A 17106-nucleotide genomic window follows, 5' to 3' on the forward strand; every position below is an offset into this window, starting at 1 on the left:
GGTCCGTCGCACGGCGCCCCACAGTCCGGTACCGACACCGATGACCGCGCCGCCCAGGCCGATTAATTGCTGCGAGCGTTTCATCTCGTGATGCACGCTCATTCCGCCGAGCAGGTCGGCGGCGTCGGCGCCCGCCGAGGCCAGGAACCAGCCGCGAGTGTTGTTCCCGCGTAGCGCCGCCGTGGCCAGCAACCCCCCGATCAACGCGTCGCGGTACCCCATCGAGCGCAGCAGTAGTTGCGCGGTCGGTGTGGGCTTGTCCGGGTCGCCCCAGAGCCGGTTCGCGCGCAGGGGGTCGACGAGAAACGAGATGCCCGAGGCCAGTCGGATGCTGCCCGCGGCCAGCGCCATACGGTCGATTGTCATGAACTCCGAGCCTAGGAGGTGATCGGTCGAGCGGGAGCCAAAGCCGCCGATGTCGCCATTGTTGATGCCGGGTATCGCCCCCCTCGCTACTCTCACTGCGGCGCCCTTCAGGCGTCGTCGCAGCGGGTAGAAGGGCTGGGCGGAAATGCCGGATCCGGGAGCCGAGGTGTCCTCGGCAGCCTCAGCACCAAGGTTCGAACCTGACGAGGGGTGGGTGCCGGCCGACGAGCGATTGTTCGGTCTGGACCGGCGCACCCTGCGCCCGACGCTGGCGGTATTCGCATTGGTATTCATCATGTCGGTGGTGTTGCCGGTGATCAATGCCGCGGTGCCGTACCACGACATCGTCAGAGCCGGCGACATAATGGAACTCGAGGGCAACGTGACATTCGTTCCGGAAGCCGGCTGGGGCATCACTTCTGGTCTCCGCGAGGGCCACGGCCCGATATCCGGTCAATACCCCGCGACCGCGAGCATCGAGCACGGAGCGCTGAAGTTCACCGTCCGCACCGGGCCGTTCCACGGCGACGCCGGCCAACTGCTCGATCAGATCGAGGCCACCACCGATGCGCTCAACCAGGGGCGGGGAGTCCATATCACCGGCGCGCCTGCCACGATCGTCACCGCTGCGGGCAAGCAAGGCGCGACAGTTCGCGTCACCGGACCGCACACCGGCGGCCTGATCGCCGCGTTCGTATTCGGCGACCGAGGAGTCAAAGCAGTCGCGACGGGACCGACCGACGCCGGCGCGGAACCGAGCGCCGCGGTGTTGCGGATGATCAGCAGCATCAGCCAATCCGGGCAGGAAAAGCGATGACGACGACGCTGACCGATCTCGATCGTGCACGCGATGTCGCGCTCGACCTTTCCGGCTGGGGCCGGCGGTTCGTCTTCTACCAACCGCGCAACTTCGCATTCTGGGGATACCTGACGCTGGTCGGAATCGGCGTGCTGACTTTCTTTTCCACGCTCGCGCGTGAGTACAACGCGTACGGCGAAGCGATCGGGCTGGCGGTCACGTCCTTTGCCATCTACGCCGCGTTGTTCTGGTGGTTCACCGACCGCATCGACCACTACGCGAAGCTCCCCCACAAGCTGATGGTCGTCGCGTTCGTGTGGGGCGGCTTCGCCGCAACCGGGGCGATGGCCGCCAACGCCAACGACGCCATACTCGCCATGTACGGAAAGACTTTCGGTCAGGCGTGGGCGCTGAACTGGGGCGCCGGGCTGGCCGCCCCGTTCACCGAGGAACTGGCCAAGGGTTCGGGTCTGCTACTGCTCATCGCGTTGGCGCAGCGACACGTGCGGACCGCATTCGACGGGTTCATTCTGGGCGCGTTCATCGGCCTGGGCTTCCAGATTGTCGAGGACATCCTCTACGCCATGACGTCGGCCGGAACCCAGTTCGGCGCCAACCAAATTGGGGCCTCGGTGGGCACCATCATCCTTCGCATGCTCACCGGGGTGGCCGCTCATATCCTCTATAGCGCAATCTTCTGCGCCGGTGTGGTCTACCTTTTGGGCCGTCCCGCTGAACCCCGCAAAATTGGGCGGGGTTTGCTGCTGATTGCGATACCGATGCTGCTGCACGGAATGTGGGACTCGGTGGCCGCCATCGCCGGCCAGAATGCGCTGGCGTTGATCGGACTGTTGATCGGAACGGTTGTCGTCGCGCTGATTATCGTTGCGCAAGTTTACAAGTTGACCGTGGCCAGGGAACGCGGCTTCGTCCGCGACGTCATGGCGCCCGAGCAGGCCCGCAGCGTGATCAGCCCGATCGAACTGGACGCGATGGCCGGTAACCGCAAGGCCCGCAAGGCTTACCGCAAAGCGGGTCGCAACCGTCAGGAACGCCGGCGTGCCCGCTACATCCTCAACGCCGCCTATTCGCTCGCCGACGAGTTGGCCGCTGCGCGCGGTGCCGACACTGACCGGGTGCGCTTTGCCCGCTCCGAGGTGTCCCGGATTCGCGCGGGCCTACCGTCGCCGTGGTGACTCGGCGCTGTCCGCGGCGACGGCTCACATGGCGAATCGGACGACGATGACGAGTGCGGCGCCAAGGACGGCGAAAGTGAACAGTGTCATCGCGGTCTTCACGCCAGTGCCGGGCTGATGTGGACTCAAGCCCGCTGACGATTGAGCCGACATCGCGCCCATCGAGTGGGCTTCCGTTGCGGGCTCAGCGCGAACCGTCATCATCCCGTGCTTCATGTGATTGGCGACGAGCCACCAGTTGATCGGGTACGCGCACACGAATCCGACAGTCAGCGCCATCGACATGATGAACCAGAACTGAGGACGCATCGGGTCGTCAGCCCCGGCCGTGCTTCGCATTGCGAAGCGCGACGTGATGATCATCCCCGTCATGAGAAGGTTCATCGACAGCAACTCAGGCAGAAACGTCATCTTCAGGGACTTCGCATATGACCCGCCTGCTGCGTCGCGCATCGCGAAAGCCTGGAAGAAGGCCCATCCGAACCCGAAACCCAGTAGGTACTCGAGCAGAAAGTCGGGCCAAAACGACATCGCCAGTACACCGCCGATCGCGGCCCCGACGACGATGCCTATCCCGTCGCCGGCGACGCAATGCATCGTCGAGCCGAGCACTTGGCGCCAACGGGCCGCGACATATTGTTCGTGGTTGCCCCGCAACGGTTCCCGACAGCCCAGCACGTAGAAGAATGCCCCAAGCGGCCCGGTAAATGCGGTGAGGATTACGAAGGCCCACTTGAGGACCGCTGATTCGGGGGTGGTCCGCCAGATGTCGATGACGACGAACAGGAACGACGGAATCGTGAGGATCCACCACAGCAGCATTACGCCTTCGAGCATGAGGAACAGGTTATCGGCCTATTCGGCACGCCGTGGTCCGAACAATGCGCTGGCGGTTTCCCGCGGCACCGCTCTATCTGACGACCGAATCATCGGGCACGCGCGGCGATTCGTCGGGCGTCCAGGCGAACGGCTGACCGGGTTGACCGGGAAACAGGTAGTCGATGAACGCCGCTGCGGTGGGTTGTGGTTCGTGGTTGGCCAGGCCAGGTCGTTCGTTGGCTTCGATAAAGGCGTACTCCTCGCCAGTGACATCGGGGACGAGCAGGTCGATGCCGGTCACTGGGATGCCGATCGCTTCGGCGGCCGTCACGGCGACCCGGCACAGCTCAGGATTCACGTCGGGGGTGACATCGTGAATCGTGCCGCCCTGGTGCAGGTTGGCGTTGTGGCGAACTCGCAACCGATTACCTTGGGGCAGAACATCATCCAGCTGCCAGCCGCCTTCGACGACCGTCGCCTCGGTGACAGCGTCCAGCGGGATTTTCGATTCACCACCAGTGGCCGCCGAGCGCCGGCGGCTCTCCGCCACAATCAGGTCCCGCACGGTGTGCTCGCCGGTACCGATGACCTCGGGCGGCAGCCGCAACGCCGCGGCGACAACCCGACCGTCTATCACCACGAGTCGAAGGTCGTCACCGACGACCCGCTGCTCGATCAGCACCTCGGGGTATTGCTCGCGCGCCCGAGCCACTGCCGCGGTGAGGTCGCCGGGCCCGTTCTCGGCGGTAATACCGACCGTGATGCCCTTGCCTTGCTCTCCTCGAGTGGGTTTGACGACAACCTCGCCCACCTCTTGCAAGAACGCGTAGTCGTCGTCGTCGAAGGTCGCCAGGCGAGCGCGCGGCACGCTGATGCCTGCGTCCGAAACCAGCCGGCGGGTCAGTCTTTTGTCGTCGCAACGGCCCGCCGCGACCGCGGAGGTGAACTCCGACAGCGATTCTCGGGTGATCACGCTGCGGCCGCCGTGGCTGAGACGCATCTCGCCGGTCTCGGCGTCGAGGACCTCCACCCAGATGCCGCGACGCAACGCCTCGTCAGCGATGATTCGCGCATACGGGTTGAGGTCGTCGACGGTCTCCGGCGGCGGGCTGAACAACGGCTGGTTGATCGCATTTTTGCGCTTGATCACCAACACCGGGACGCGGCGAAAACCCAGCTTCTCGTACAGCCGGATCGCGGCCGAATTGTCGTGGGTCACTGACAGATCCATGTAGTAGCGACCCGCACGACGGAAGTGGGAGGCCAACTTCTTGGTCAGCGCGATACCGATTCCGGGGATCCCGGCACCCGGATCTACTGCCAGCGTCCACAAACTCGAGCCGCGCTCGGGATCGTTGAACAGCAGTTCGTGATCGACACCGGTCACCGTGCCGACCACAGCGCCGTCGTCCTCGCGTATCGCGAGCAGGTAGGTGACGGCGGGCTGATGCAGGTTGTTCTCCCAGATCGTCTCGACCGGCGAGGGAACCATTCCGCAGCGGACGAAGACCCGGTTCATGGCGTCTGCGTCGGCCGAGTCGTTCAGCGGGCGCACCAGGACACCCACCGGCAGCGGCGCCGTCTGGTCTTCGTCGGGGTCTTCAGTGAAACGCAGCCGGTAGGTATGGCTGGGGTCGATGAACAGCTCGGAAGGCGCTCCGGCGACGACGACCTGGGACTCGCGGGCATAGATACAGATGTCACGCCGGCCGGGCGCTTCCCGCCGGAGTGCCTCGGCCAGCGTGCCGGCATCGGCGAAAGTCTGACCGAAAATGAGTCGGCCCCAACCTAATTCAAGTTCGACGTCTTTGGCCATCGCGTCGACCATGTGCGGCGGTGACGCGTCGTGCAGCCCGAGCGTAATAGCCTCGGGATGGTCCGCTGACGGACCGATGGCGGTCATGCCGCCGGCCCGGTCACACCATGACGTTGTAACCAGAGCTCGAGCAGGGCGATCTGCCAGAGCTCGTTACCGCGTAGCGGGGTCAGCCGCCCATTGGGGTCGGCCAACAAGGCGTCGACCGCGTCGGTGTCAAACAGCCCCCGCTCTTTGGCGACCGGCGCATACAGAGCGTCGCGGACCATATCGAGGTATGGCCCTTCGAGGTGGGTCAGCGCGGGAACTGGGAAATAGCCTTTGGGACGGTCGATGACTTCGGACGGAATAACCCGTCGCGCAGCCTCTTTGAGCACACCCTTGCCGCCGTGTGCGACCTTCAGCTCGGGAGGGCAGGTGGCCGCGAGCTCGACCAGTTCATGGTCGAGGAACGGAACGCGGCCCTCCAACCCCCAGGCCATCGTCATGTTGTCGACCCGCTTGACCGGGTCGTCGACCAACATCACCATCGTGTCGAGCCGCAGCGCGCGATCGATGCCGGTTTCGGCGCCGGCATGCGCGAAGTGCTCGGTGACGAAACGCTGGCTGGGATCGCCCGGGACGAGGTAACCCTCGGCGAGGAGAGCGGAAAGGCCGGCCTCGTCGCGGTCGAAGAAAGCAGCCCGGTACTCGGCGACCGAACCCTCGACGGTGGCGGCGGCCGGCGCACCCATCGGCGGATACCAGTGGTAGCCCGCGAACACTTCGTCGGCGCCCTGACCCGATTGCACAACCTTCACGTGGCGCGCGACTTCCTGGCTGAGCAGATAAAAGGCGACGCAGTCGTGGCTGACCATCGGCTCGCTCATCGCCCCGATCGCGCCGTCCAGCGCGGGCAGCATCCGCTCGGTGCCGATGCGGATCTGGTGATGATCGGTCTCGAAGCGTTTGGCCACGATGTCGGAGTACTGGAATTCATCGCCTTGCACACCGCCGGCCGACTCGAAGCCGATCGAGAACGTCGACAGCCCGTGCTGACCTGCCTCGGCGAGCAGGCCGACGATCAGGCTGGAATCCACACCGCCCGAGAGCAGGCATCCGACCGGAACGTCGGCGACCAGCCGGCGCTCAACGGCGGTCCGCAGCGAAGAAAGCACGGCGTCTTCCCAGTCGCGCTCGGACCAGTCAGAGCGGTCGTCGCGTCGGCTGAAGTCCGGCGACCAATAGGTGGTGGCGACCCGGCGGCCATCGGGCTCGATCGCGAGCAGTGATGCCGGCGGGATCTTACGCACGCCGCGCAGGATGGTGGCGGGCGCGGGAACGACCGAGTGGAACGTCATGTAGTGGTGCAGCGCGACGTGATCGATGCGGGTGTCGACGCCACCACCGGCCAGCAGCGCCGGCAGCGTCGAGGCGAACCTGATCCGGTGGTTGTCTTCGGTCACGTAGAGCGGCTTGATGCCGAGCCGGTCGCGACCCAGCAACACCCGGCCGCTGTCGCGTTCGACGATGGCGAAAGCGAACATGCCTTTGAAGTGGCTGACGAAGTCGTCGCCCCAGCGGTGGTAGGCCTTGAGCAGAACCTCGCTGTCGCTGTGCGAGAAGAAGCGGTAGCCGTAGCCCTGAAGCTCGGTCCGCAGTTCCTTGTAGTTGTAAATGCAACCGTTCCAGACGATGGTCAGGCCCAGTTCGGAATCGACCATCGGTTGAGCGCCGGCTTCAGTTAGGTCAATGATTTTGAGACGACGGTGACCGAGGGCGACTCGACCCTGCGACCAGACGCCCGCTCCATCCGGTCCTCGCGGCGTCATCACGGCGGTCATCGCTGCCACGGCCGCTACGTCAGGCGGTCGACCGTCGAGTCGCACCTCACCGGTGGCTCCACACACTTGATTAACCCTACAGAGGTGGATTCCGGGGCGCGCACCGCTGACCCGCCATTGCAACATTCATGAGTCGCGAATTATCCGTTCGTTCCACGTCGGGGATCACTTTCGGTCCGTCTCGTCGTCTTGACCACAGCACCGCGGGATCCGGTGCAATTTGTCGGCGTCTTCGTTCTTCACCTGCAAATAACGCCGTCCGTCGGCGGCGGTCGCAACACTGGTCGCCGGCCCTTCACCGCTGACGCTGTCCGGTTCCATGAGCAGCTGGAGTTCGCCGGAGTCGACGTACAACATGGCGTCATCGTGGGACAGCTTCCAGGGCCGGCCATCGGTGGGCCAGCGACCGCCAACGAGCCGAATGTCGGATTCGCGGTTGTCGTCTTCCTCGTCCTCGAGCGATGCGCAACCGATCCATAACTTCGCCGGCAGCGGACGGAAGTACACCGCAAGCCGCTGCCGGTTGAAGTCCACCTCGATCGGTATACCGATCGGCGGCAGCGATGTCCCTTCCGGACGATCGTTCAGCGACTGTTTGACTTGCCGCGATCCGAGTCCGACGCCGAACCAGTCGATGGTCAGCACGGTAGTGAGGTACTGCACGATGGCCAGGGTCAGCAGACCGCCCGCGCCGGCGGCCCCGACCCCGGCCGCCCCCGCGACCCACGTCACCGGCAGCGCAAGCAGCCCGACGGTAGCCGCGGCGCCGGCAGCCGCGGCTACCTTGCCGGCCACCGTCAGGCTGAAGTCCGGGTTCACCTCGGCCTCGGGCGGATTCTGGGTCGGTCGCACGCCCACGGTCTTGGGAAGGTCATCGAGCCGCTCGCGGACTCTCTTGACTTCCCTCTCGTAGTCCTCGGTGCTCAACTGCCCGGCGCGCTTTTTGACGCCTGCCGCGCTCAGCGCCTGCTCGAGACTTTCGATGGTCTCCAGGTCGGCTCGTCGGGTCTCTGACCCATCCGGATCGCGCGGTATGTCGTCGAGCCCCATCTCATAGGTCACCTTGAAGCTGGCGTTGAAGTCGTACAGGGTGGTTTCGGCACTCACGGTGCCGTCGACAATCAGCCGGCCGTCGTGCGTCCGTGGCACGACGTCGGCGTCGAGGGCTTCCAAGCGGCGGTCTTGCCCGCCGATAGTGATGGTCTTCGGACCTGCCAGCAGGCACGGCGCATCAGGGTCGAAGTCGCTGTCGTCGAGGTCGAAGGTGTTCTTCACGGTGTCCCGGACCTGCCGAAGAATGCTCCAACCCGTGACGGCTAATCCGGTTCTCTCGTAAGGGTTTTCGGCCAGGATCGATGCGGGCAGCTCCTCACCGGGCGGCAGTTCACGCAGCGTTTGCAGCTGAACCACCATCGATTCGTGGGTGACTCCGCCGACGTCGAAGCGTTGCACGACGGCATCGAGCGCCTTCACCGTGCTGTCGTCGCGCGATTCGGGCTCGACCTCCATCGCGGACGGCAGCAGGTCCATCACGCCGTCGATACCCATCTCGGCGAGTTTGGGACGGATAGCGTCGGAGATCTGGGCGGCCAGCGAATCGAGCACTCTGATTCGGGCTTCGTCGTCGGAGAGGCTGGGGTGCTGCAGCTTCTCGAGATTGACCAGCAACTCCCCCGCGATGCAGTGCGTGATCCAGTACGCCTCGGCGTAGTCGAGTTCCCAGCTGACGCGCGGGTCTTGGCCCAGGAACGCGACGCCGCCGTCGGGGCGGCGATCGATATGCGCCCCGAACAACCGAGGGCCGTGGTCGTCGGCTGGCGAATGGGCAAGCAGCACAGGGGCATCCTGTGTGGTGAAGTCCAGCGCTATCGTCTGCTTGCCCGGTTCGGTCTGCCGGGGTTCGAGCTGGTCATGAATCGTCAACCGCCCGAACAGCGGGATCTCGTTGTACGCGATCTCGCACGACTCCTCCGCGCGCGGGCCGTCCGGGACCGTGATCGTTGCGGGTGGCAATGACACCAGCGGGATGCAGGTCACCGAATCGATGACGATCCTCGAATCGAAGATCGCCAGGTCGATCGCGAAATGCCTTAGCGGATCGTGGAATTCACCTTCCGCTCGCTCCTGCCACAGCCGCTGCTGTGCATCCAAGACGAACCAGACCCGGTCCAGCGTCAGATCCAGAGTGGCCGTTGCGGAGTAGCCGGGTCCGTCGACAGACTCGGTGTACTTGTCACCGCCGAACATCTCGACGGTCTGATCCTGGATGCGTTCGCGGTGGATCTCGATGATCGTGTCGGGGCGCTGCATGCCGATCCTGTACCCACAACCCGCGCTCTTGGAACAGACCGGTCAGCCCGCGGCCCCTGCGATGGATCGAGTCACGTTCGGTGGCTGGGTCGCGACGGCTGATCACTCGGCCAACCAGCGGGCCAGGAAGGCGAAGTTGACAGCCGTGAAGACTGCCCGTTTATGCGTCTGGCGATTCCACATAACCGCCAGCCTCAGGCTTTCTTGCCGTCAGCGCCGAGCCGTCAGCCCCGGGTGAGCACTGCGCGTTACCGCAGCCGCCAGCGCCGAGCAGTAAGTCTGAAAGCACCGTATTTCGCGTCGCCATGACGAATAATTCGTGGACTCCATCCCAGCGAAGGGAGCGGCGTGACTACGGCGATGCACGACAAGACGGTGTTCACCGCGATGAAGCGGTGGATGCGGCGCACAGGAGTGGCGGCGACGGCGCTGGCCGGCGCATTGTCGGTCGCGATGACGGTTCCGCACGCCGGCGCCGACAGTTCGTACCAGCCTGCGCTCGACCAGCTTCTCGACGCTATGCAGCAGGCGGCGAACTACGACGCGGCACTGCCATTTGCGACGCCGGACAGCGACGCCATGCTGCTGACCGGTCTGCAGAACACGAATTATGAATTGCTATCCGCGGGGCTGTCCAGGGTCACTGAGCTTTTCAACGGGGTCTTCTTCCAATCACCCGAAGCCGTGGCCGGCGATGCCGCCGATTCCCGTCAATACTTCCAGTTCTTCACCCCGGACATCTACTACCACGCGACCGCTGGCTTGGCTCCCGGTGCGACCTACGAGCTCACTGGCACCCTCGGCAAAGGAACCGAAGCCCTCGCCATCGCGACCGAGGCAATCACCGGCTCAACGGCAGTCAGCAAGGAGAGTCTAGAGCTCGATCACGGCCTGGTCGTCAATCCGGATGGCACTTTCACCGTCGACATCGGCCCCACAGAGCCAAGCGGCGCAGTCAATTTCATCAACGACACGGATGCCACCACCAATGGCGATGCCTCGCTACTGATTCGAGACGTGCTGGGCGACTGGGCCCAGGGCCCGGGCAGCATCAGCATTCACTGCGTCTCCGACTGTCCGGCGTTCTTCGCCATACCGAGCACGGGGATCTTTCCCAGCGACGACGGGGCAGCGGCCGAAATCGGCTCCCTGGCAGGGACCTCCACACCTCAAGTCACCTCCGTCGACTCGCTGTTGACCACGTTGTTCACCGCCTTCAGCAACATCGTCGGACCCTTCAACCAAGAAAACATGAACTTGGCCCAAGTTGCCGGCATCGAGCTGCCGCCCAATACGATGAGCTCGCTGGCCACCGAAACAAGCGTGTTTGCAACAGGACTGCCCAGTGCGGACGTCTCCGGCGGTAACTTCGACCTGAATCCCGACCAAGCGCTGATCGTGCAGGTACCGGACGTGCCATCCGCCTACAGCGGGATCGAGCTGATGAACGTCTTCGGCGCGGCGCTGCCGTACACCCTGGCCCAGACCACTTTGAACAACACCACGGCCTTCGCTGATCCCGACGGATACACCTATTACGTGGTCAGCGCGACCAACCCAGGTGTGGCGAATTGGCTTGACAGCAACGGGGTTAGCAGCGGCGAGATCTTCGCCCGGTTCGAGAATCTCCCCGACGGCACAGACCCGACGGGCCTACCGGTGACCACTGAGGTGGTGCCGGTGGCCGATGTGGCCAGCTATCTGCCCGCGGACACACCGACCGTCAGCCCCGCGGAATATGCCGCCGACATGTCACAGCGCGTCTTGTCCTACGACTACGCCTTGGACCTGTCCCGCGAGAATGCCCAACCTGATTGGGTGCTGCAGGAATTGATACTTCACGGGCTGCAGGGGGTGATGGGCGACGACAACTTCGCCGCAGTGTTCGGCAGCGACCCGTCGACTCCCCTCGAGCTGAGGTTCACCCCGGCCTTGTCGCCTGACTGGACCACCGTCGACCACGACCTGCTCACCAATCCGATCGGCAGCTTGGAGGCGATTTTCAATAATCTGCCCCTGGCCGCCAGCGACATCAACTTGCCCACCGAATTGGCGCTGGGCCAGACGGTGCTATCGCTGCTGCTACCCCAGCAACTCGGATCGCTGTTCAACGACACGGTCCTCGACCCGAACACCGGGATCATCGCCGGCTTCCTCAATGCCCGCGACGACCTGGCGACCGCGGTGTTGACCGCCAACAACGACTTCCCCACCGAGCTTGGCAGTGTGGCAACAGCGGAGTGGGCGAACATGCCCGAGTTGCTCCAGTCGACCGGAAGCGCCCTGCTGGCCGAGCTTGGGACGCTGCTCAACCCGTAACTCGTTCAGGGGCGGCGAAGAGTCACAAAAGTGATGTCGTCGTGGGTGTCGCCCCACTAGGGGTGTTTATCCAAACTGTGATGTGGGAATTACACGGGTGTGATTAACCGTTATAACCACTAAAGCAGCTCCGCCTGGAACCGAAAGGGACCACCCACATGAATACGATCCTCTATTTCAGCCCTGAAGGTGTCGTCTATGAAACGCGCGCGTACAGCAACGCCGACATCGTCGGGCTTGTTCACGACTACGGCCTCGAGAGTTTGACCAGCGACGATCGGCAGTTCGACTTCTGGTTCACTCCAACGACGCGTCGCTGCCGCCGGAAGCTCAACCGCAGCGCGACGGAAATGCTGCTGGCAACGACGCGGTTCACCGCAAAAACAGTGCCACTTCTTTATGGCGCAGTTGTGGTCGCCACCCACGACTCCGTCGGCGATCTTGATGGGCTCAGCTGGCAACAATTGGCCCTTTTGTCTCAGCGCAGCAACACCCTGACGCGACGCGACGACCGGGTGCTCAGCCGCCGGATCAAGCGTGAAGCCCGACGTCTCGAGAATTCTGCCTCCGCCAACGTCGTGACCGGGCGCTACGTTGAGCAGCGCATCATCACTGGGCTTTGATCGGTCGGGTGCGTAACGGACCACAGCTGCGAATCGGGTTTGTACCGTGAGCCCATGGATCTCGCCCGTGGTTCCGTCAATCGCCGCCAGTTGCTTCGGCTAGCGGGCGGCGTCGGTGTGGCGTCAATAGTGAGCGCCTGCGGCAGTGACACCCGCACGACCAGAACCCGCCTCACCGCTTCCACCGCGGCACAGTTGATATGCCGAGACGCGTGGGGCGCGCGACCTCCGCGCGCCGGCGGCAAGCGTCACACCATCACCCGGATGACCCTGCACCACGAGGCAGTTGCGCTCGGCGACAACCGAAATGCACCGGGACGCCTGCGCCAGGATCAGCGCTACCACCAAGACCAGCACGGATGGATCGACATCGCCTACCACGTCGGCGTCGACCGCAACGGCAACCTCTACGAGCTGCGAAGCACCGAGATCGCCGGTGACACCGCCACGGACTACGACACCACCGGCCATTTCCTCGTCCTCTGCGAAGGAGACTTCGACCAGGAGGCCGTGTCGGAAGCGCAACTTCACGCAACCGCTCTCGCATTCGCCTGGGCCGCCCAGAACTTCCGTATCGCGAGCACTACCTTGGCGGGCCACCGCGACTTCGCTCAGACCTCATGCCCGGGCGCGAACCTCTACGCCCACCTGTCCTCCGGTGACCTCAAACGCCGCATCGACGGTCTGCTTGCCTCCGGTGGAGTGGATCTCCAGCGCTTCTGCGGACCGGACGCCACCGCACGAGTGGCAGCTATCGAGGCGGGCCACTAGTCCTGGTCCGAGTTAATTCAGCGCCGACCGATGTCATCGCGCAGTGAAACTAAGGCTTAACGCCTCGTGCATGCGCCGCGACTCGCGTTCCGGTGAAGCGAAACACGGTGGCTTCCAAGGTATCTTGAGCTCGTGCCGGCTGCCGCAGAGTACGCCCCCACGGTAGAAGATTCTGAAGACGCGGCACCCCGAGAGGCGAAGCGACCGCCCGACAGGCTCTTGCGCAAAGTTGCCCCGGTCCGTCTGGCGGACCCCGAGAGACTGAAACCAATCGTGCTGCTCGGTCTTGTGGTGGGCTTGCAAAGCGCCGACGGCGGCACAGTGGGGGCGCTCGTCGTCTCGCTCAAACAGGCATTGCACATCAACGACATTCAGGTTGGTCTGCTCGTCACGGTGTCGACCGGTGTTGGCGCTCTGGCCACGCTGGTGGCCGGGGTGCTTGCCGACCGCACTGTGCGCATTCGCATGCTCTGGATGGCGCTGCTGGTGTGCTCGGCCGCAATGGCCCTGAGTGCCATCGCCCCCGACTACGGATGGTTGCTCGCTTGCCGGGTGTGCCTTGGGGCCGGGATGGCGGTCTCCGGGCCAGTTGTCGCCTCGCTGATCGGCGACTACTTTCGGCCCCTCGAGCGCGGTCGGGTGTATGGGCTCGTGCTTGCCGGCGAGGGCATCTGCACCGCCCTCGGGCTGCTGGTGGCGGGGGAACTCGGCGCGCTCAGCTGGCGGCTGGGTTTCTGCTGGCTGGCGGTGGTCGGGTTCGCACTGGCCGTCGCCGTGGCGACGATGCTCCGCGAACCCCGTCGCGGAGGGCTCGGCGACGCGTCATGCGATGCGTACGCGACGGCGGCCCTTGAGCACGCTCGCCGTCGCACCGCCTGGGGGGACCTTCGTGCGGTGCTCTCGATCCGTACGAATGCCGTTCTGATTGCCGGGTCTTCGTTCGGCTACTTCTTCTCGACCGGGCTGAGCACCTTCGGGGTCGCGCTACTCTGTGGCCGCTTTCAAATCGGCCAGGCGATGGCGACCGTGCTTATCCCAGCCCTCGGCGTCGGCGCGCTAATCGGCATGCTGAGCAGTGGACGCATCGCCGACCGGCTGACAAGCCGGGGCCACATCAGTGCGCGAATTGTAATGGGCGGCATGGCATTTCTTGCAGCGGCAGTGTTGATCATTCCAACACTACTCACGACCAGCCTGCCGGTGGCGCTGGTGTTCGCGTTTCTTGCCGGCATTGCGTTGGGCAGCGTGAACCCGCCCCTCAACGCGGCGAGGCTGGACATCGTGCACCCCCAGTTGTGGGGAACGGCGGAGGCCGTGCGGAGCACGCTCGTATCGATATCCACCGGCGTGGCGCCGCTGATATTCGGCGCGGTGTCCACGGCACTCAATCGAGAGGCTGCTCCGAACGCAGCAATGGCGTTGGACCGCACCTTCCTCATCATGCTGGCGACCCTCGTCATCGCCTCGGCGCTCCTTCTGTGCTGGGGACGCCGCACCTACCCGCGCGACGTCGCAGCCGCGATGGCAACCGAGTTGCTGGCCGGAGCGGAAGCCGCCCCACTGCTGCCAGGCCCGGCCCGCTAGCCCCGGCAGATTTGCCTGGGCCCTGATCATGACGCCTCAGGCGTCTCACCAGACGTGATCAGCCCAATGGGCTTCGAAGACGAGGTCGGGCCGATAATGTCTTGTTGTCGTTAACCGACTGATGGAGGCGATATGAGCTATCGGACAATCGTCGTCGGCACGGACGGCTCGGAGTCGTCATTGCGGGCAGTCGACCGCGCAGCCGCGATCGCGGCGCAAGAGAAGGCGAAGCTGGTCATCGCAAGCGCGCATCTCGACACTTCGGAAAAGGGCGGCTGGTCACGGCCGCCCTCCCCCGACCGTTTGATGGACGGCAGGGCCGCCGACAGCCTCGGGGGCGAGAGTTACCGGATGCACGGGAGCGCGTCGGTGTACGCGATCCTTCAGGACGCCCGCGAACGAGCGAAGGCCGCCGGCGCCCATGACATCGAAGAGCAGGCGGTTGTCGGCGCGCCGGTCAACGCGTTGCTGCATCTGGCCGAAGAGGTCAAGGCGGACCTGCTCGTCGTCGGCAACTTGGGGGTTGGCACGGTTGCCGGCCGTCTCTTGGGCTCCGTGCCCGACACGGTTGCCCGCAAAGCCAAAGTCGACATCCTCATCGTCCACACCGTCGGATAGCCGCGCGCGGCAGCGCTTTTCAAGCAGGAAGCCGCGAAAGATGTTGGCGGCCTGCATATCCGGCGTCAGATCGTGCCGATGCCGTCAGGTCAAAGCGCCGCTCCGATCAGCGCGAGAGGCAATATTCCCAGGTCGGCAGCGAGCGGGATACCAATCGCGTCCACGGGGTTTCCGGCCGCGAGTTCGGTGGTGAAGACGTTGTAGTCGATTTCGGGAAGTGTGATGAACAACGCGGTGGCCACGTCCAAAGGCGGGAAGCCGGTGTGGGGCGGGAAGGTACCGAAAAGATCCTGCAAGGTCGTGGGAACGATTGAGAGAACCGATAATTGGGTGCCCGGGATGACATTTTCCAGTGCCGTGCCTAATTCGTCGGCCCACGACGGCAACGAGTAAACGTAGTTATTCGGATCGGTTAGATCCTTGATGGCATCGGTGATCCCCTGCTGCAAGCCGTTGGCCAAAGCTTGCGGGACCTGCTCGAGGACACTGGAATCCGGCAGAAATCCTAACGGTGTGGCCACGTCAGCATCGCCCTGACTCCAGCCACCCAAATAGCTGTCGTCGACGTTGCCGTAGCCGAGGTTCACCAACACCGACAAGTCCGGGTTCAGCAGATCGGCCAGCGGGTTGCCGATGACGGGAATCAGTTGCAATGGCTCCAGCAGCGGCAGCGTGGTGACGGGAATCTCGTAGTAATTGGTCAGGGTGTCTGCCGCCGATGTCGGTAGCTGAATAGCGTCCCCGATCTGCTCGGCCGTCAGGCCCGGATACGAGACGTGCTCGAACACGATGCCCAGCACGGCGTTGATATCGGAAAGGAAGTTGACCGGGTACTGCGGAAAGTCGGCGAAACCGTCGTATTCGTGCGTGTAAACGTCAGTCGGGAAGAGATCGGACGCTTCCGGCCCGCTGAACGTCAGGCCCAGGCTCGGGATGCTCGGCTGGGTGCCGGCCGGCAAGTCGAAGCGTTCCAGTATGCCGCCGTTGGGGGCACTTTCATCACCGAGCAACACGAAATGCACGTCATCACTGGGCACGCCCTGGCTCGCAAGCTCCGGCTGTACCAGCGACGAGATCACCGCACTCTGCGACCAACCGGAGACCACGACGGGGTTCGCGGCGTCCACATGGCCGGTGCCGATTTGGTTCAGGATCGCGGCGTCCAGCAGCTGTTGCCCCTCGGCCTCGGACTTGTCGAACGTCTCGGTGAAGGGCCCGAGGAAGGGATAGAGCGCCTCGGGTGTGGTCAGGACCTGCGTGGTGCCGGTGAAGTCGCGCGGCGCGAGGTACTCCGCGTCAATGGCATTCGCGTAGGTCTGACCAGGCGTCTCGAGGCCACTGCCGCCCATGATGAGCGCGGTGCCATCGCCGAGCGGGGAATCTGCGGTGTCGCCGCTGGTGAGCCGCACCGCGCGCTGCTGCACGCCGGGTGATGTCGGGACCAGCAGTGGGGCCGCGATCAGGCCGGCGCCTACGAGGGCAACACCGACGGTGCCGTGCAGACCAAGCATCGGGGGCCTCTCCCTTGGGGTGCGCAGCCAGCTGCCAGCGCACCGAGCAACGGTGAGCAGAATTACAGCACGGCAGCTAACCACTGCGGGGCGCGATCGCCGAAAAGCTCGGCCACGCGCCGCAGCTACCAATTGCTCGGCGCGTAATCCTTGAGGAAGCAGCCGTACAGATCTTCGCCGGACTCCCCGCGGACGATTGGGTCGTAAACCCGAGCGGCACCGTCGACGAGGTCGAGCGGAGCATGGAAGCCCTCGTCGGCGAGCCGCAGCTTTGTCGGGTGTGGACGCTCGTCGGTGATCCAGCCCGTATCGACGGCGGTCATCAGAATGCCGTCCTGCTGCAGCATCTCAGCGGCGCTGGTGCGGGTGAGCATGTTCAGCGCGGCCTTCGCCATGTTGGTGTGCGGATGACCCGGGCCCTTGTATGCGCGGCTGAACTGCCCCTCCATTGCAGACACATTCACCACGTATTTGCGACGAGACGATGCAGCGGCCATCGCAGGGCGCAGCCGGCTCACCAGAATGAACGGCGCGGTCTGGTTGCACAGCTG

At 64.5% G+C, this 17106-nt stretch carries 13 protein-coding genes and 1 pseudogene; 7 read left to right on the forward strand and 7 right to left on the reverse strand.

The features are described from left to right. The coding region (locus tag VN856_RS06385) for a DUF4267 domain-containing protein (protein WP_325687257.1) at positions 1-366 on the reverse strand (366 nt) is incomplete at its 3' end. Between the two features lie 214 nt (positions 367-580). Between VN856_RS06385 and VN856_RS06390 the strand changes: the two genes are divergently transcribed. Together VN856_RS06390 and VN856_RS06395 are read left to right on the forward strand one after the other, a co-directional pair. Then, positions 581-1183, forward strand: coding sequence for a hypothetical protein (locus VN856_RS06390; RefSeq protein WP_325687259.1), 603 nt, complete (start codon positions 581-583; stop codon positions 1181-1183). Further along, entirely contained in the window at positions 1180-2361 is a 1182-nt protein-coding gene (locus VN856_RS06395; RefSeq protein WP_325687261.1) for a PrsW family intramembrane metalloprotease, read from the forward strand. The genes VN856_RS06390 and VN856_RS06395 overlap by 4 nt, the downstream gene beginning before the upstream one ends. Before the next feature lie 24 nt (positions 2362-2385). Here VN856_RS06395 and VN856_RS06400 read toward each other — a convergent pair whose 3' ends face one another. The 4 genes from VN856_RS06400 to VN856_RS06415 all read right to left on the reverse strand — a co-directional run bounded on the left by VN856_RS06400 (position 2386) and on the right by VN856_RS06415 (position 9129). Continuing rightward, the gene (locus tag VN856_RS06400) at positions 2386-3198 is read right to left on the reverse strand and encodes a DUF4396 domain-containing protein (RefSeq protein ID WP_325687263.1); all 813 of its coding nucleotides are present in this window, start codon (positions 3196-3198) and stop codon (positions 2386-2388) included. Positions 3199-3271: 73 nt separating this feature from the next. After that, complete coding sequence (gene ngg, locus VN856_RS06405; protein WP_325687265.1) at positions 3272-5083, reverse strand: N-acetylglutaminylglutamine synthetase; 1812 nt, start codon at positions 5081-5083, stop codon at positions 3272-3274. Further along, complete coding sequence (locus tag VN856_RS06410) at positions 5080-6885, reverse strand: N-acetylglutaminylglutamine amidotransferase (RefSeq protein ID WP_325687267.1); 1806 nt, start codon at positions 6883-6885, stop codon at positions 5080-5082. The genes ngg and VN856_RS06410 overlap by 4 nt, the downstream gene beginning before the upstream one ends. 99 nt (positions 6886-6984) lie before the next feature. Continuing rightward, on the reverse strand, positions 6985-9129 hold the full coding sequence (locus VN856_RS06415) for a hypothetical protein (RefSeq protein WP_325687269.1): 2145 nt from the start codon (positions 9127-9129) through the stop codon (positions 6985-6987). Positions 9130-9477: 348 nt separating this feature from the next. Here VN856_RS06415 and VN856_RS06420 point away from each other — a divergent pair, with 348 nt between their 5' ends. From VN856_RS06420 to VN856_RS06440, 5 genes are all read left to right on the forward strand, one after another. Further along, positions 9478-11448, forward strand: coding sequence for a hypothetical protein (locus VN856_RS06420; RefSeq protein WP_325687271.1), 1971 nt, complete (start codon positions 9478-9480; stop codon positions 11446-11448). Positions 11449-11606: 158 nt separating this feature from the next. Then, positions 11607-12071, forward strand: a complete 465-nt coding sequence (locus tag VN856_RS06425) for a hypothetical protein (RefSeq protein ID WP_325687273.1) — start codon at positions 11607-11609, stop codon at positions 12069-12071. A gap of 54 nt (positions 12072-12125) precedes the next feature. Further along, positions 12126-12842, forward strand: a complete 717-nt coding sequence (locus VN856_RS06430; protein ID WP_325687275.1) for an N-acetylmuramoyl-L-alanine amidase — start codon at positions 12126-12128, stop codon at positions 12840-12842. Positions 12843-13115: 273 nt separating this feature from the next. Continuing rightward, positions 13116-14426, forward strand: coding sequence for an MFS transporter (locus tag VN856_RS06435; RefSeq protein ID WP_325687276.1), 1311 nt, complete (start codon positions 13116-13118; stop codon positions 14424-14426). Positions 14427-14558: 132 nt separating this feature from the next. Then, positions 14559-15044 (forward strand): universal stress protein, encoded by a 486-nt coding sequence (locus VN856_RS06440; RefSeq protein WP_325687277.1) that lies wholly within the window; start codon positions 14559-14561, stop codon positions 15042-15044. Positions 15045-15133: 89 nt separating this feature from the next. Here VN856_RS06440 and VN856_RS06445 read toward each other — a convergent pair whose 3' ends face one another. Continuing rightward, positions 15134-16555 (reverse strand): PE-PPE domain-containing protein, encoded by a 1422-nt coding sequence (locus VN856_RS06445; protein ID WP_325687278.1) that lies wholly within the window; start codon positions 16553-16555, stop codon positions 15134-15136. 125 nt (positions 16556-16680) lie between these two features. Next, positions 16681-17106: pseudogene (locus tag VN856_RS06450) on the reverse strand (short-chain dehydrogenase); the annotation flags it as partial.

This window comes from Mycobacterium sp. (genome assembly GCF_035603715.1).
Taxonomy (GTDB): domain Bacteria; phylum Actinomycetota; class Actinomycetes; order Mycobacteriales; family Mycobacteriaceae; genus Mycobacterium.

Bases quoted from the DNA above. Each gene is read 5' to 3' on its own strand.
- VN856_RS06400 (WP_325687263.1), bottom strand. From the start codon at position 3,198: ATGCTCGAAGGCGTAATGCTGCTGTGGTGGATCCTCACGATTCCGTCG.
- VN856_RS06440 (WP_325687277.1), top strand. From the start codon at position 14,559: ATGAGCTATCGGACAATCGTCGTCGGCACGGACGGCTCGGAGTCGTCA.
- VN856_RS06445 (WP_325687278.1), bottom strand. From the start codon at position 16,555: ATGCTTGGTCTGCACGGCACCGTCGGTGTTGCCCTCGTAGGCGCCGGC.
- ngg (WP_325687265.1), bottom strand. From the start codon at position 5,083: ATGACCGCCATCGGTCCGTCAGCGGACCATCCCGAGGCTATTACGCTC.
- VN856_RS06415 (WP_325687269.1), bottom strand. From the start codon at position 9,129: ATGCAGCGCCCCGACACGATCATCGAGATCCACCGCGAACGCATCCAG.
- VN856_RS06430 (WP_325687275.1), top strand. From the start codon at position 12,126: ATGGATCTCGCCCGTGGTTCCGTCAATCGCCGCCAGTTGCTTCGGCTA.
- VN856_RS06395 (WP_325687261.1), top strand. From the start codon at position 1,180: ATGACGACGACGCTGACCGATCTCGATCGTGCACGCGATGTCGCGCTC.
- VN856_RS06425 (WP_325687273.1), top strand. From the start codon at position 11,607: ATGAATACGATCCTCTATTTCAGCCCTGAAGGTGTCGTCTATGAAACG.